Origin of the sequence: Caballeronia glathei, from assembly GCF_000698595.1 — a bacterium.
Taxonomy (GTDB): Bacteria; Pseudomonadota; Gammaproteobacteria; order Burkholderiales; family Burkholderiaceae; genus Caballeronia; species Caballeronia glathei.
Map to the genome: position 1 here is coordinate 95880 of NZ_JFHC01000019.1, position 14910 is coordinate 110789.

Consider the following 14910-nt stretch of genomic DNA (forward strand, 5'->3'; position numbering starts at 1 on the left):
GGCCATCTCATGCGCCGCGGCGGAACTCATGATGGTGAAATGCCTATTGACCCGCCAGCGCTGCCTGAGCCCCGGGAAGGGCGCCGGAGTTGGGATCGAGAATCAGCTGCGGCGTGGGCTGGCTCGCGGAAAAGTCGAACATGTTCGTGAGCGGACCGGCTATCGCATCGAACGAGCCCTGACCGATGCGCTGCCCGCCAAGCCAGTTATCTTCGACAAAGCGAATCAGCGATGTCTGGTCCGTCACCGTGCTGTCCACGAAGTTGCGTTTAGCGAACGGCGAGATGGCGATCAACGGCAGGCGCGGCCCATAACCGCAACGGCCGTTGGCCGGCAGTCCGTTCACACCGGGCAGCGGCGTGGCCGGACCGCCCGCGACGGTCGAGCGGCAACTGTTCGTCCCGCTGAGCGAATCGGACGTGGAGAACGACGGATTCACGACATGGGCCACATTGTCGTACCAGCCGTCGGAGTCATCGTAAGTGATGAAGACGGCGGTGTTGGCCCAGTCGGGCTGCTTCTCCAGGAAGTTGACCGTGTTGACCAGGAAGGTCTGCTCGCTGAGCGGGTCCGAGGTTCCCGAATGACCGGTCCGCGCGTTGGGTGCCTTGAGGAAGCTGACCGACGGGAAGTTGCCGGCCTTCACCGCGGTGAAGAAATCGTCGAGATCGTAGTCGTGATTGGCGCCGTCGCCGGAGGTGCCGATCAGTGCGGTCGACGAGGGCCGAGTATGAGCCGTGTTCTGCGTCGACTTGTAGTACTGGAACGACGCATGTTCCGGGTCATAGTCGGGGATATAGCCGCCCACCACGTTCGAGAAGCTCGAACGCTGGCACCCGGTCGTGCCGTTCGGGTTGGTCTTGGTGAGATCGAAGCCTGCCTGGAAGGAGCCCCACGTGACGCCCGCGGCATTCAGCAGATCGCCGATATTCTTGCTTGTCATCAGGCCCGTGGTGCCGGTGCCCGAGCATGCGTCGCCGGTGGGAGGGATATCGCTCATCAGCGTCTTCGACCCCGTGCCCGTGCCATCGTCCATCGCGCTGCCGGACGCCGCCGTCGTGACGACGCCGTTGGTCTGGCCCGACACCAGATTGATGGCGCCCTGCGTCGACGATCCGAACGTGGTGGCGAAGTAGCTGTCGCTCATCGCAAAGTTCTGCGCGTAGTTCCAGAGCGCGGTCACGGTGTTGCCGTCGAAGAATCCGAGCACGAGACCGGTCGTGAAGAACGGACCCGAGCCGCCCGACAAGGTCACGGCGCGTCCGGTGAATGCGGGGAACAGGTCCATCAACGGCGCGGCAGGGTTCGCTACCGCATCGAACGCGGACTGCTCGTTCTTGTAGCCATGGCTCTGGTCGGCGGTCAGCGCCTGAGTGCGGTCGAGCCGGAACGGGTTGTGCGCGCCCGCGCCATTGTTCGCGTTGAGGTTGGGATTGTTCGTGAGCAGCGGGCTCGTCTTGACCGTCGTGCCCGGGAGGATCAGGTTGTTGACGGCAGGCGTATTCGCCGCCGGGATGAACGGCAACTCCGCGGGGCTACTCGGATTTCCGGCGATCGGATAGGTGCCGAAGTAGTGATCGAATGAAACGTTCTCCTGGAAGATGACCACGACGTGCTTGATGGGCGTGGTGGTCGCAAGCGTATCCTGCGCACTGGGCCCCGATGCCGCAACCGGAGCGGACGCTGCGGGAGGTGCCGATGCAGGCGGGCTCGCGGAGGCTGCAGGCGTGCCGTTCGAGTCAGAGCCTCCGCACGAGGCGAGTGTAAGGATTGCGCTTACAACAGACGCGGTTAGCTTGATGCGTGAGATCACATTCGTCCTTTGTATTGGTGAGACGCCAAGAAGAGTTAGCGCACACTAGGAGCGACGTATGACCACGACATGAACGCCGGAGCATGAGACGTCGGTGCATGTTACGTACCGTTTCAGCGCGGACGTTTGGTTGCTGATGAAGCGATGGAGGGGAAGGGGTCGCCGGTTCGTAGCACAATAACGCAGCGAACGCGGGGGAATTGCGGTCGACTTACGTCCATGAAAGCAGGTGTTGCCTTGTAAGACTGGATCTCATCATGGGTAGCGATACGGGGCGCCGTGCGGAATCGACGGCCCCGGTGTCCCTGGCGGCGGGCGGCGCGAAGGAACCCGGTGAGCACATGACGCCGGACGCACGGGCAGATATGCCTTGCGCCCGGCCTGATCTAGGGAGAAACGGCAATGTCAGTCCTGCGCAGATTCATGGGGATACTCGCGCTCGTCCTGTTCGCGGCGCACGCGCAAGGCGCCGACTACTGGGGAACGCAGTTGCCCAACCAGCCGACGCAGTTCATCTTCGGCTACGGATCGCTGATCAATACCGCCTCGAGAAACTCGACGGCGGGCAAGGCCACTGCGGCGATTCCGGTTCGCGTATCGGCGGCGTTCGGCTACGTGCGCAGCTGGAGCGACCGCTCGCCATCGGGATTCACCGCGCTGGGCGTGCGCCGTCCCGCCGGGGGTGAGCGCGCGATGACCATCAACGGCGTGCTGTATCCGGTCGAAGGCAACGACATGTCCTCCTTCGACGCCAGGGAAAAAGGCTACGTGCGCGTCGAAGTGCCGCGCGAGAACATCGAGGCCGTCTCGTGGCATCCGCTGCCGCAGCGCGCGACCGTCTGGATCTATGTGCCAAAGGCGGAGGGGCGGCCACCGGGCGAAGGCCTGCCGCTCCCGGACGCGAAATACCCGTTGCTCGAATCGTATATCGATGTCGTCGTCGAAGGCGGTCTGGAGTACGGTCCGGAATTCGCGCGCGAGATCATCGAGACCACCGTGGACTGGAGCCCCCACTGGCTGAACGACCGCGAGCTGCCGCGCCGCCCCTGGGTGCACGACAAGGACGCGATGAAGATCGACGCGATGCTCGCGGAACTGGCGCCGTGCTTCCGTGAGCGCATGTTTCCCGAGGAATACGCGGCGGCGAGCCTGTCGGCGGCGAAGAAGGCGCGCGACGCATGCAGGGTGGGCCGCTAGTCGTTCGACTCGAGCAAGCGCATGCGGCGTTCGAGTTCGAAGATATCCGCCGACGATGCGAGGTACGCATCGCGGCGGCTGTGTTCGGCGCGATCGAGCAGGGCGCGCAACAGGGACAAGAGGTAAGCCAGCATTTCGGGCTCCGGCAGTCTGATCGATGCGTGAAGGGAAACCCGCTGGATGAGGATGCCTGTGATGGCATCCGGGTATCGTTCATCGGGCTCGCGAAGAGGGCTTCCGGCGTAACCTGCGCGGCGTGAGAAGCCATTCGATCGTGATTGCTGTGCATCGGCCGTGCCATGTGACTCGAAGCCTTGGCGGACGGGCGTTCCGGCGGATCGGGCGGGATGCGGGCAGTGCGAAGTGTCGGCGTCGGGCCAACGCTTCGCCGGGTGGGAGTGGGCAGGCCACGAACAGAAGCGGCCACGCTTTCACGGACCAGGCCGCCACGGCCCGACTCAAACTGTCCTTCCTTCACGCGACCCGCGTGGTTAATCCGGCGAGGCTGGCGCGGATGTTCGAACGCGAAACCTGATCAATATTCCATCGAGTGAGGACGCGCTCCGAAGCGGCTGATCAAGAATCTGTTGGTCTTACTGTGCATATGCACTATACTCCCGGTTGTGCAGCGTCTCGGGGTGACTTCCTTGCGCGCACGCGGCGGATCGCGCGCGTCGTCAGCGGTATCTGCGATGAGGCGCGCCATCCTTTACGGTTCAAGTCCCGGCGGTTTTTGCCGCTCGCGCGGATTACCTGAATGGGCCATGCGAGTCGCTCCGAAACACCGGGACCAGTGGACCCTTGCGCGAAACGTCCATCCCTTCCTGTCCGAAGGTGGTCGAGGAGATGGATCACCCGGCGGGGCGCAAACGCAGGCCGCGGCACACCTCGGTGAAGAACGTGTGACGGCCGTTGCCGACGGGTCGCGGGGTATCCGCCTTTCCGCCCTCGATGCTGCATATGCAAGATCCATTCGCTTCGAGGCCCGGCTCGGGCGAGGGCGCGGCGGCGCACGCCAATGCCATCCCTTGCTCACATGCCCGGTACAGGAATAAAAAATGTCCGTAACCAGATCGATATTCCGGCGCCAGCCGCTACTGGCAGGCATCACGGTCGTTGCATTGCTGGGCGCCGCCGGTGCGGCTCTCGTCCAGCGGGAAACCCGCGCAACGCCATCGCCGGTAGCGCCGCCGACCGAGGTGCAGGTCAAATCCCTCGCGCCCGAGCACGTTCGCGTGTGGTCCAGTTTTTCAGGGCGGCTGAAGGCCGTGGACGAGGCGCTCGTCAGGCCGGAGGTCAGTGGCCGTGTCGTGGAGGTGCGGATCAGGGACGGGCAAACCGTGCGGGCCGGCGATGTCATGTTAGTGATCGACCCGCGGCCCTACGACGCGGCGCTCGCCAAGGCCCGCGCGGACGTGGCCGCCGCGCGCACGCAGGCCGAGTTCGCGGCGACCGAGTATGAACGTGCCCGTAACATGATCGGTGAGCAGGCCATTCCACAGAGTCTCCATGACCAGCGCGCCAACGCGCATCGTGTCGCGCAGGCGGCGGTGCTGGCCGCGGACGCGGCGCTGCGACAGGCCAGCATCAACCTCGACTACGCCTATGTGAAGGCGCCGATCGCGGGCCGCGTGAGCCGCGCGGAAATCACGCTGGGCAATCTGGTGCAGGCAGGCGCCAATGCGCCAGTGCTCACGAAGATCGTTTCGAACGACGGCATCTACGCCGACTTCGAAGTGGACGAGCAGAGCTACGTCCAGACGATCCGCAATCACGCGGACACGCAGTCGCAGGAGCAGAAGATCGCGGTGGACATGAAGGTGCAGGGCGACGCCGACCACGTCTACAACGGCTCGATCTATACCTTCGACAACAGCCTCGATGTGTCCACGGGCACGATCCGCGCGCGCGCGAAGTTCGCCAACAAGGACGGCGCCCTGCTGCCCGGCATGTTCGTCTCGATACGCCTCGCGAGCAGCGGCGACACCAGCGCGATCCTGGTGCCGGACGTCGCGATCGGCAGCGACCAGGCGAAGAAGTTCGTCTACGTGGTCGGACCCGACAACAAGGTGGCCTACCGCGAGGTGAGTCTCGGCGCGGGAATCGATGGCCGCCATATCGTGCTGGCGGGGCTCAACGCGGGTGATCGCGTTGTCACGAAGGGACTGCAGTTCGTCCGGCCGGACATTGTCGTGGCGCCGAAAGACGCAACGGAGGCGGACCTGAAGACGGCTTCCGCGATCGGTGCGTCAGCGACGCCGTCGCACGTGCGCGCGGAGTGAGCTCATGAACCTGTCAAAGTTCTTCGTGGATCGGCCGAATTTCGCGGCCGTCATCTCCATCATCATCTTCCTCGCCGGGGTGATCTCGATTCCGCGGCTGCCGATTTCCGAGTATCCGGAAGTGGTGCCGCCTTCAGTGGTGGTGCGGGCGCAGTTCCCCGGCGCCAATCCCAAGGTCATCGCGGAGACCGTCGCTACGCCGCTGGAAGAGCAGATCAACGGCGTCGAGAACATGCTGTACATGTCCTCGCAGGCGGCCAGCGACGGCGTAATGACACTCACCGTGACGTTCAAGCTCGGCACCGACCCGGATCTCGCGACGCAGCTGGTGCAGAACCGCGTCAACGAGGCGCTGCCGCGGCTGCCCGAGGTCACGCGCCAGCTGGGCGTCAGCACGGTAAAGAGCTCGCCGGACCTGACCATGGTGGTCCACCTCGTCTCATCCAACGACCAGTACGACATGCTGTACCTGCGCAACTACGCGCTGCTGAACGTCAAGGACGAGCTGTCCAAGATCAGCGGCATCGGGCAGATCAACATGTTCGGCTCGGGCAACTATGCGATGCGCGTGTGGCTCAATCCGCAGAAGCTCGCGGAACGGAACATGAATCCGGAGGAGGTGGTCGTCGCCATCCGCAAGCAGAACATCCAGGTCGCGGCCGGTGTGATCGGCGGCGCGCCATACAAGGAGAACGTCGAGATTCAGTTGCCCGTGAACGTGCAGGGGCGGCTCACCGACGTGGATCAGTTCGAGAACATCATCATCAAGCGGGAGGGCGGTGTCGTCACGTACCTCAGGGACGTGGCCCGCGTGGAAATCGGCGCGAGCGATTATGCACTGCGCTCGCTGCTCGACAACAAGCAGGCGCTGGCGCTGATCATCTTCCAGTCGCCCGGGGCCAATGCAATCGAGATCTCGAACAACGTCCGGGCGAAGATGGAGGAACTGAGCAAGCGCTTCCCGAAGGGGCTCGAATACCGCATCGCCTACGACCCGACGACCTTCGTGCGGGACTCCATCAAGGCGGTGACGCATACGCTGCTGGAAGCGATCGTGCTGGTGGTGCTGGTCGTCATCCTGTTCCTCCAGACGTGGCGCGCGGCCATCATCCCGCTGCTGGCCGTGCCGGTGTCCGTGGTGGGCACGTTTGCCGTGATGCACGCGTTCGGATTCTCGATCAACGCGCTGTCGCTGTTCGGGCTCGTGCTCGCGATCGGCATCGTGGTCGACGATGCGATCGTGGTCGTCGAGAACGTGGAGCGCAATATCGCGAGCGGCCTGAACCCGCGCGACGCGACCATCAAGGCCATGAAGGAGGTGACGGGGCCGATCATCGCCATCGCGCTGGTGCTGTGCGCGGTGTTCGTGCCGATCGCGTTCATCAGCGGGCTGACGGGGCAGTTCTACCGCCAGTTCGCGCTGACCATCGCATTCTCTACCGTGATTTCGGCGTTCAATTCGCTGACGCTGTCGCCGGCACTCTCAGCGTTGCTGCTGCGCGCGCATGACGCGCCCAAGGACCGGCTCACCCGTTTTCTGGACCGGTTCCTTGGCGGCTTCTTCAGCCGCTTCAACCGCTTCTTCCTGAGGGGTTCGGAACGCTACAGCGGCGCCGTGACCCGGACGCTCGGACGCAAGCGTGCGTCGATGGTGATCTACGTCGCGCTGCTCGGTGCGACCGTGCTCGGCTTCAGCAAGGTGCCTTCGGGATTCGTGCCGATCCAGGACAAGGGCTATCTGGTGAGTCTCGTGCAGCTTCCCGTGGGCGCCACGCTCGACCGGACCGAAGCCGTGGTGCGAAAGATGCGCGACCTCGCGCTCGGAGAGCCCGGCTTCCGTAACGCGGTGCAGGAACCCGGCCTGTCGCTGAACGGCTTTATCAACAGCCCGGCGTCCGCCACCGTCTTCCTCGGCGAGAAAACGTTCGAAGAGATGCGTGAAAGCGGGACATCGGGACCGCAGCTGGCGAAGACGCTTCAGCAGAAATACGCTGCCATCAAGGACGCCTTCATTGCCGTGTTCCCTCCGCCACCGGTGCAGGGGCTGGGCAAGTCGGGCGGGTTCAAGCTGCAGATCGAAGACCGCGGCGACGCCGGATACGAGGCGTTGAGCGAGACCGTCAAGACGGTGGTCGACAAGGCGCGCAAGGCGCCCGAGCTGGCCGGCGTCTATTCCACCTACAACGTCACGACGCCGCAGCTCTTCGCCGACGTTGACCGCACCAAGGCCGCGCAACTCGGTGTGGACGTGGACGATATCTTCAAGACCATGCAGATCTACCTGGGGTCTTTGTACGTGAACGACTTCAACAAGTTCGGCCGTACGTATCAGGTGATCGCGCAGGGCGACAAGGACTTCAGATCGAAGCGCGAGGACATCCTGGGTCTCAAGATCCGCAATGTCGAGGGCAAGATGGTGCCGCTCGGCGCCGTGGTCAGCCTGCGCGATGCGAGCGGGCCGGACAGCGCGGCGCGCTATAACGGTTACCGGTCGGCCGACATCAATGGCGGTCCCGCGCCCGGCTATTCCACGGGCCAGGCGCAGGCGGCGATCACGAAAATCCTCAACGAGTCGCTGACAGGAGACATGACGTTCGAATGGACCGAACTGACGTACCAGCAGATACTCGCCGGCAACACCGCGCTGATCGTGTTCCCGATCTGCATTCTGCTGGTGTTCCTGGTGCTGACCGCGCAGTACGAGAGCGTGTTCCTGCCGCTCGCCATCATCCTGATCGTGCCGATGTGCCTGTTCTCGGCGATCGCGGGGGTCTGGCTGACCGGCGGCGACAACAACCTCTTCACGCAGATCGGCTTCTTCGTGCTGATCGGGCTTGCATGCAAGAACGCGATCCTGATCGGCGAGTTTGCGCGGGAGCTGGAGATACAGGGCAAGTCCACCTACGCCGCCGCAGTGGAAGCCGCGCACCTGCGCCTGCGTCCGATCCTGATGACCTCGATTGCCTTTATCGCTGGGGTGCTGCCGCTGGTGTTGTCGCATGGCGCCGGCGCCGAGATGCGTCACGCGATGGGGGTGGCGGTGTTCTTCGGCATGATCGGAGTCACGTTCTTCGGGCTCTTCCTCACGCCCATTTTCTATGTGATGGCGCGCGCCCTGGAAAAGCGCATCACCAGAACGGAGAAGGTGCATCACCATGTCGAAGCGTAACCTCATGACGGGGCTGGCGGCCGCCGCAATGCTCGCCGCCTGCACGACTCCGGTCGGCCAGCAGTCGTCCGGCATCGACAGCGCGCCGCAATGGAACCAGTTGTCCGTGCAGTCGGGTCAGTCGGGTTCGGGCCAGTCCGGCGACTATCTCGTGCCGAGCACCGATGCCGAAGTCGACCAGCACTGGTGGGCGCGCTTTCGCGATCCCGTGCTCGATGCGCTCGTGAGCGAGGCGCTGGCCAGCAACAAGATGCTGGCCATTGCCCGGGCGCGCGTGGAGGAGGCGCGAGCGGACCGGCTGCTGGCCCGTTCGAGCCTCGCGCCGCAGGTCAACGCGACCGCGAGCAGCGAGCGCGGCAACCGTGGCTTCTTGACGAACGACCAGGCCGTCACGATCAATCAGGTTGCGGTCTCGGCGACGTGGGAGCTCGACCTCTTCGGCCGCAACCAGGCGCGCACCGCACAGGCCGGTGCCATCCTGCAGTCCGCGCAGGCCAGCCAGCAGGCGGTGCGGGTGGCGCTGCTGGCCGAGGTGGCGCGCACCTATTTCGACCTGCGCAACGACGAGCAGCAACTCGATCTGACACGGCGCAACCTCGCAACCCAGCGCAAGACGCTGGAGCTGGTGCAGGCGCAGGTGCGGGGCGCGTTCGCCAGCGACTTCGACGTGCAACGTGCCGCCGCGCAGGTATCGGCGACCGAAGCGTTGATTCCCGCCCTGCAAACCGCCCGTGACGCGGCGACGAATCGCCTCGCCAGCCTGCTCGGAAGGCCGCCCGGAACGATGGGGACGATGCTGGCCCCGCGCCAGGACATGCCGCCGCTCGACCATGGAATCCTGGTTTCGGCTCCTGCGAAGGTGCTGGCCACGCGGCCCGATGTGCGCGTAGCGGAACGCCAGTTTGCCGCCAGCATCTCGGGCAGGAAGGCCGCCGTGGCGGAGCTGTTCCCCAATATCTCGCTCACCGCGTTGTTCGGGGCGCAGGACGCGACGCCGTTCTCGTCGACGCCCTGGGGCATCGGCGCGGGGCTGGTGCAGCCGCTGCTGAACTTTGGCCGCATCCGGTCGCAGATCGACGCTGCCGACGCGCGGCAGCAGCAGGCGTTCCTCGCCTATCAGCAAACCGTGCTGGAGGCGCTGGAGGATATGGAAAACGCGCTGTCGGGCTATCTCAACGAAAACGCGAGGAACGCGTCGCTTGCGGCAGGGGTCGCCCAGAACCGGCGGGCGGCACAACTCGCGCGGATGCAGTTCACCCAGGGCTATGTTGGCCTGCTGGACGTGCTGGTCGCCGAGCGTGATCTCCTCGACGCCGAATCACGCCAGTCGGCATCGGATGCCGACCTGCGCCGTGATCTCGTACGGATCTTCGCGGCGGCCGGTGGCGGCTGGCAGGTGGAGTAGCGGCGCCGTGGCGGGAAGCGGTGGCCTCGTGCGGGCGAGTTGGGTCAGCCGGAGCCGATCAGGTCGCTGACGAGTTGGCGCTTGCGACTTCGCTGGAAATGACACTCGGCGTCGGGCGGGCATTGGCATAGCTGCGTCAATCAGACGGCGTTGCGCCTCTCGGCCCATTGGTCGTGGAGGGCTGGAGCATTGCGCTTCAGCGTCTCGATCATCATGACGGGCTCGGCTGCCACCTGCAGCATGTCCAAAAACACGCGCCGCATGAAGCCTTCATCGACGGTATGCCGCAGCATCGCGAGCAGCGGTTCATAGTATCCGTCGACATTGAGCAGCGCGACCGGCTTCCTGTGATAGCCCAGCTTCGCCCACGTATAGGTCTCGAACAGTTCCTCGAACGTGCCGATGCCGCCCGGCATCGCGACGAACGCATCCGACATATCCGCCATCTTCCTCTTGCGCTCATGCATGTCCGGAACGACGTGCAACTCGGTGAGATTCGTATGACCGACTTCCTTGCCGAGCAGCAGTTCGGGAATCACGCCGACAGCGCGGCCGCCGTTTGCGAGCACCTCGTCGGCGATAAGTCCCATCAGACCGGCACGCCCGCCGCCATAGACAAGTGACATGTCCGCCGCGACGATCGCACGGCCCAACGCCTTCGCGGCCTCGGTATAGACGGCTCGGGCTCCGGTCGTGGAGCCGCAATACACACAGACTGACTTGATCATCGTGAATCCTTCGGCGTTACGCTTCTCGGTGCGGGGTCATTGCGCTGCGTCGGCAAGTCGGCGTCGGCCACTCGTGCGGCGGACTGACCGGCAGCATGAGATCAAAGGCGAAACGAAGAGAAGTAGTTTTGCAGCGCCTGATCTGTCCTGGTCCTGGCCTCGGCTACGGCATCCGGACCAAAGGCGGCTCCCTGCACCGAGAAGAAAGTCAGATCATGTAGTCCGATGATGCCGAGCACGGCTTTTAGATACGGAGTAAGAAAATCCGGCTGACGTGCACGTTCCCCGGAATATCTCCCTCCCGAGGACACGGCGACAAAGACCGGACGGTCGCGCAGCATGCCTATTTTTCCTTCCGGGCTCACATTGAATGTCCGGCGAACGCGAACGACGTGATCGATCCACGCCTTCAGGGTGGAGGGGACGGTGAAGTTGTGCATGGGAGTTGCAATGACCACAACGTCCGAACTCTCCAGTTCCCGAATCAATTCGTTGGAGCAGGAGGCGGAGCCCTCCTGAGACATGTCCACGGACGAATGTTGGGATACAGCGTAAGGCGCGTCAATATGCGCTATGGCGCCATCACCGACAACCCTGTCTATCAGGGTTGCCGTCGGCTCACTCTTTAGCAGGAAGCCGACAATCCGTTGAGAGAGTCTATAGCTTTCGGAGGCTTGCCCGCGAGGGCTGCAACTGACACGCAGGATTTTCATCATCTACCTACTTGGAGGTTCTTTCCGGGTTTCGTCGCTCACGCCCAAAACGCTGGCATCGCAGGGCTCGTAGTCCCTCACGTGCGAATCAGGCAATGCTGCCCGGGTCATCGCATCCCCATACGAGAGAATTCGATTGGCGGTCCGCACGTGGTGCAGATTGAAGCGCGAGAGAGGCCAGTCTACAAATCTCGTGACCTATACCCAAGGTCCATGAATGAACATTGCAACTGGACCATGATTGTTATCGGCGGGCTTGCTCGCTACACTGCGTATGCAGATCGATTCGCCTCGCGCCGCCACCGTGAGTCACCATGGCGTGACTGTCTCAACGTACTTGCAAGGTTGATCAGACCATGACAGTCGCAAAGGTCAGCAGTATCTCGCCGTTGAACCCAACGGCAACCGACCCTCTTTACCGGCAGATTTACGACCGGTTTCGCGGCGCCATTGCCAGCGGAGTGTTGAAACCGGGTGACCGAATACCCTCTGCACGCGCGCTGACCAAAGAACTGGGGCTGGCGAGAGGCACGATCGACGCAGCTTATTCCCTGTTGGCCGCCGAGGGATATATTCAGGCTCGTGGTCAGGCAGGAACTATTGTGACGCCGGGCCTCAAGCCGCGAACGCCTGTCGCAATCACGGTGCCTCAATCCAATCGTGGCATTGCCGCGACCAGTTTTCGTCCGGATTCGATTCTGCCGTTTCAGATGGGTTTGCCTGCCCTCGATGCGTTTCCCCGAAAGATCTGGGCGCGCCTCGGAGCGCGCTGCGTACGTGCGATGCAACCGTCCGACATGGTTCATCCCTCTGTCTACGGCTTGCAGGTTCTGCGTGCCGAAATAGCCGCCTACCTCCAGGTGTCGCGAGGGATCAACTGCTCCGCATCGCAGATATTCGTGACGTCGGGATATCGACACACCATGGAGTTGATCGGTCACGCATTGTTGAAGGCGGGGGATCGCGTCTGGCTCGAAGACCCCGGATACCCGCCCACGCGAGAACTGCTGAGACTCATGCACATCGCAGCCGTCCCGGTGCCGGTAGATCGGGAGGGCGTGGTTGTTTCCGAAGGAATCAGGTTGGCGCCACGAGCGCGCGCCGCTGTGGTCACGCCTGCACACCAGAGTCCGCTGTGCGTGTCTTTATCCTTGCCCCGGCGTGTGGCGCTGCTCGACTGGGCGGCGCGAAACGGCGCGTGGATCATCGAGGATGATTACGACGGCGAGTACCGGTATGTCAGCCGCCCTCTGCCTGCGTTGAAGAGTCTGGATCGTGATGGACGAGTGCTCTATGCCGGCACGTTCAGCAAGGTGCTTTTTCCGAGCATCCGGCTTGCGTACCTTGTCGTGCCGGAAACACAGGTCGAGCGATTCGAGGAGATCAGTCAAGCCTTTGCGGGAGGCAGTCCCGAGCTTACGCAGGCTATCGTCACGGCGTTCATAACGGAAGGGCACTTCGCGCGCCACATCCAGCGGATGCGCAAGCTTTATGGCGAGCGCCGGGAAGCGACGGTCGCAGGCCTGGAAACCGTGCTGGGGAAACACATGCGAATCGATACACAGCCAGGAGGCATGCACCTGATCTTGCGGCTGCAAGGACGACGCTCGGATCGCCGCCTCGTTGCACGCATGCAAGAAGACGGGCTGTACGGCGAAGCATTGACGGACTGGACGACGGGTACTGATGGAGCGTCGGCCCTGCTTCTCGGTTTCACGAATGTCGACTCTCAGGGGACCGCAGAGAAACTCGGAAAGCGAATCTTGAGGCTGATATGAGGTGCCTTCGCGCGCAGGTCTCTGGTCGATTGGCTCGGAAGAAAGTTGACTCTGAGAGTCGTCATCCTCGACTGTGCGGAGCCGGTTCTTGAGCGCGCTGTTCATCCGTGATCCGCGTGAACGACGATGCGAATAGGGCCGGTGATTCGGCTGTCCGGTATCTGAACATCGATCATGCGAACGTCGTAGACGCTTGCTTGTCCATGCCGCAATCGATGGCAGGGACGGGCGACTCATGTCATATCGACGCTGTGCGTTAGAGCAAGCGATCGTGATATAAACTGGTCCGTCGACTCGATCCGTCTGCGGGGGGCCGGGTATAGTTTGCCGAAGGGGCAATGTTCTGCACGGAGTATTTGAATGTCTGTCACGACAGAAGCCGATCAATGGTTCAAAGGCTTTTCCAGCCTGGATGCCTGTGCGGGCGGCGTGCAATTCAGCGGCGTAACAGGAGGTTCCGGGCCGCCCGTTCTCTTGCTGCACGGCTATCCTCAGACGCACGTCACGTGGCGCCATATCGCGCCCGTGCTCACGCAATCGTTCACAGTCGTCGTCCCCGACTTGCCTGGCTACGGCAGCAGCAAGATGCAGGAGACGCATCCTCGCTGGACGAAGCGGCGCGTCGCAAAGGCGCTGGTCGATCTGATGACCTCCCTCGGGCACGAGCGGTTCGCGGTGGTCGGTCATGACCGGGGCGCGCGCGCCGGATATCGCCTTGCATTGGACGATCCGGAGCGGGTTGCGGCGTACGCATCGTTGACAGTGGTGCCCACGATCGATGCTTTGGCGGCCGTCGACAAGGACTTCGCCCTGAAGGCGTGGCACTGGTTCTTTCTGGCCCAGCCTGCGGATCTTCCGGAACGCCTGCTTGCGGCAGACCCGGACGCCTTCATCGAAGCCGCGCTTGCGAAAATGGCAGGCGGACTGGAACGCATTGATGCACGGGCGCTGGAGGCGTATCGGCTCGCTTTCAGGGACCCGGCGGTGCGTCACGCGATGTGCGAGGACTATCGCGCCGCTGTTAATGAAGACTCCGGGCACGATGCCTCGGATCGTGCGGCTGGCAGGAGGCTCGACTGCCCTGTGATGGTGCTATGGAGCGAAGAAGAGCGCAAGGCGCAACGCATCACGCCGATCGAGATCTGGTCGCGATGGGCCACCGATGTCACCGGACGGGCGATTCGCGGCGGTCATCTACAGCCCGAGGAATCGCCTCATGAGGTCCTGGCTGACGTCGTTCCCTTTCTGATACGCGCGTTCTCCGCGTAGCGCGACACAGCGAACGGAACGTGATGCGGACCGCATCAACCCCTCGCAATCCCCTTGGCCTTCTGCGGGCTTGTCGCGCTAGCTGACTCCGTCGAAGAACCCGTCGACTATTCCGCCTCTCTGGATGCGCCGCGCGACTCATGGGATTTCCCGTGCTGCATCGGGTCGGCTATCGATGACATCGATTGAGACCTGGGGAGAAATACCGTTTCGGACCGGTGCTGGGGATGCGTGAAAATTCTCACCTGCTGATGCAGGACCGAAACAATCTGAAAATTGCGGATGTGGTGAGCAACTGGATTATCCGCAACGTTCGATAGGAATTTATCGGCGGACAAGTCCCATCAATCCAGCGCACCCGAGATCAACAGGCTTGCTTTCTCGTGCTGCCAAGGCGGAGGACAGTAAACGAAGAGTAGCCGCGTTAAGAGAGGGCGCGGCTACGTTTGATACTCTGCATCCTCGTTAAGCTTGCCCATATGTAAAGGATTCCGTCACTTCAAGCGACAAACCCCGCCCATGACTCTTTAGTGGCTCTTTTGAAAACGGAGTGGGT

10 protein-coding genes are annotated in these 14910 nt (G+C 63.0%); 6 read left to right on the forward strand and 4 right to left on the reverse strand.

Annotation, left to right across the window (positions count from 1 at the left end; translation table 11 throughout):
* Nucleotides 1-43: 43 nt before the first annotated feature.
* Entirely contained in the window at nt 44-1813 is a 1770-nt protein-coding gene (locus tag BG61_RS14405; protein WP_075584161.1) for a phospholipase C, read from the reverse strand.
* 402 nt (nt 1814-2215) lie between these two features.
* Between BG61_RS14405 and BG61_RS14410 the strand changes: the two genes are divergently transcribed.
* Nucleotides 2216-3010: a gamma-glutamylcyclotransferase family protein gene (locus tag BG61_RS14410; protein WP_035934591.1), complete on the forward strand. Its 795-nt coding sequence runs from the start codon at nt 2216-2218 to the stop codon at nt 3008-3010.
* On the opposite strand, the gene BG61_RS41895 is transcribed toward BG61_RS14410, so the two are convergent.
* On the reverse strand, nt 3007-3144 hold the full coding sequence (locus BG61_RS41895; protein ID WP_075584162.1) for a DUF3563 family protein: 138 nt from the start codon (nt 3142-3144) through the stop codon (nt 3007-3009). The genes BG61_RS14410 and BG61_RS41895 overlap by 4 nt on opposite strands.
* A gap of 924 nt (nt 3145-4068) precedes the next feature.
* Between BG61_RS41895 and BG61_RS14415 the strand changes: the two genes are divergently transcribed.
* Genes BG61_RS14415 through BG61_RS14425 form a run of 3 tightly spaced genes read left to right on the forward strand, consistent with a single transcriptional unit; the run spans nt 4069 to nt 9866 of the window.
* Nucleotides 4069-5292 (forward strand): efflux RND transporter periplasmic adaptor subunit, encoded by a 1224-nt coding sequence (locus BG61_RS14415; protein WP_035934592.1) that lies wholly within the window; start codon nt 4069-4071, stop codon nt 5290-5292.
* A 4-nt stretch (nt 5293-5296) separates the two neighbouring features.
* Entirely contained in the window at nt 5297-8461 is a 3165-nt protein-coding gene (locus BG61_RS14420; protein WP_035934593.1) for an efflux RND transporter permease subunit, read from the forward strand.
* The gene (locus BG61_RS14425) at nt 8448-9866 is read left to right on the forward strand and encodes an efflux transporter outer membrane subunit (protein ID WP_232256303.1); all 1419 of its coding nucleotides are present in this window, start codon (nt 8448-8450) and stop codon (nt 9864-9866) included. Before BG61_RS14420 ends, BG61_RS14425 begins: the two co-directional genes overlap by 14 nt.
* Before the next feature lie 140 nt (nt 9867-10006).
* Here the strand turns inward: BG61_RS14425 and BG61_RS14430 are convergent, their stop codons facing one another.
* Nucleotides 10007-10591 carry an LOG family protein gene (locus BG61_RS14430; protein ID WP_035934659.1) on the reverse strand — a complete coding sequence of 195 codons (585 nt, stop codon included), beginning with the start codon at nt 10589-10591 and terminating at the stop codon, nt 10007-10009.
* A gap of 104 nt (nt 10592-10695) precedes the next feature.
* Nucleotides 10696-11310 carry an FMN-dependent NADH-azoreductase gene (locus BG61_RS14435; protein WP_306434203.1) on the reverse strand — a complete coding sequence of 205 codons (615 nt, stop codon included), beginning with the start codon at nt 11308-11310 and terminating at the stop codon, nt 10696-10698.
* Between the two features lie 353 nt (nt 11311-11663).
* Here BG61_RS14435 and pdxR point away from each other — a divergent pair, with 353 nt between their 5' ends.
* Nucleotides 11664-13085 (forward strand): MocR-like pyridoxine biosynthesis transcription factor PdxR, encoded by a 1422-nt coding sequence (gene pdxR, locus BG61_RS14440; protein WP_035934595.1) that lies wholly within the window; start codon nt 11664-11666, stop codon nt 13083-13085.
* Between the two features lie 360 nt (nt 13086-13445).
* The gene (locus BG61_RS14445; RefSeq protein ID WP_035934596.1) at nt 13446-14354 is read left to right on the forward strand and encodes an alpha/beta fold hydrolase; all 909 of its coding nucleotides are present in this window, start codon (nt 13446-13448) and stop codon (nt 14352-14354) included.
* The last annotated feature ends 556 nt before the right edge of the window (nt 14355-14910 follow it).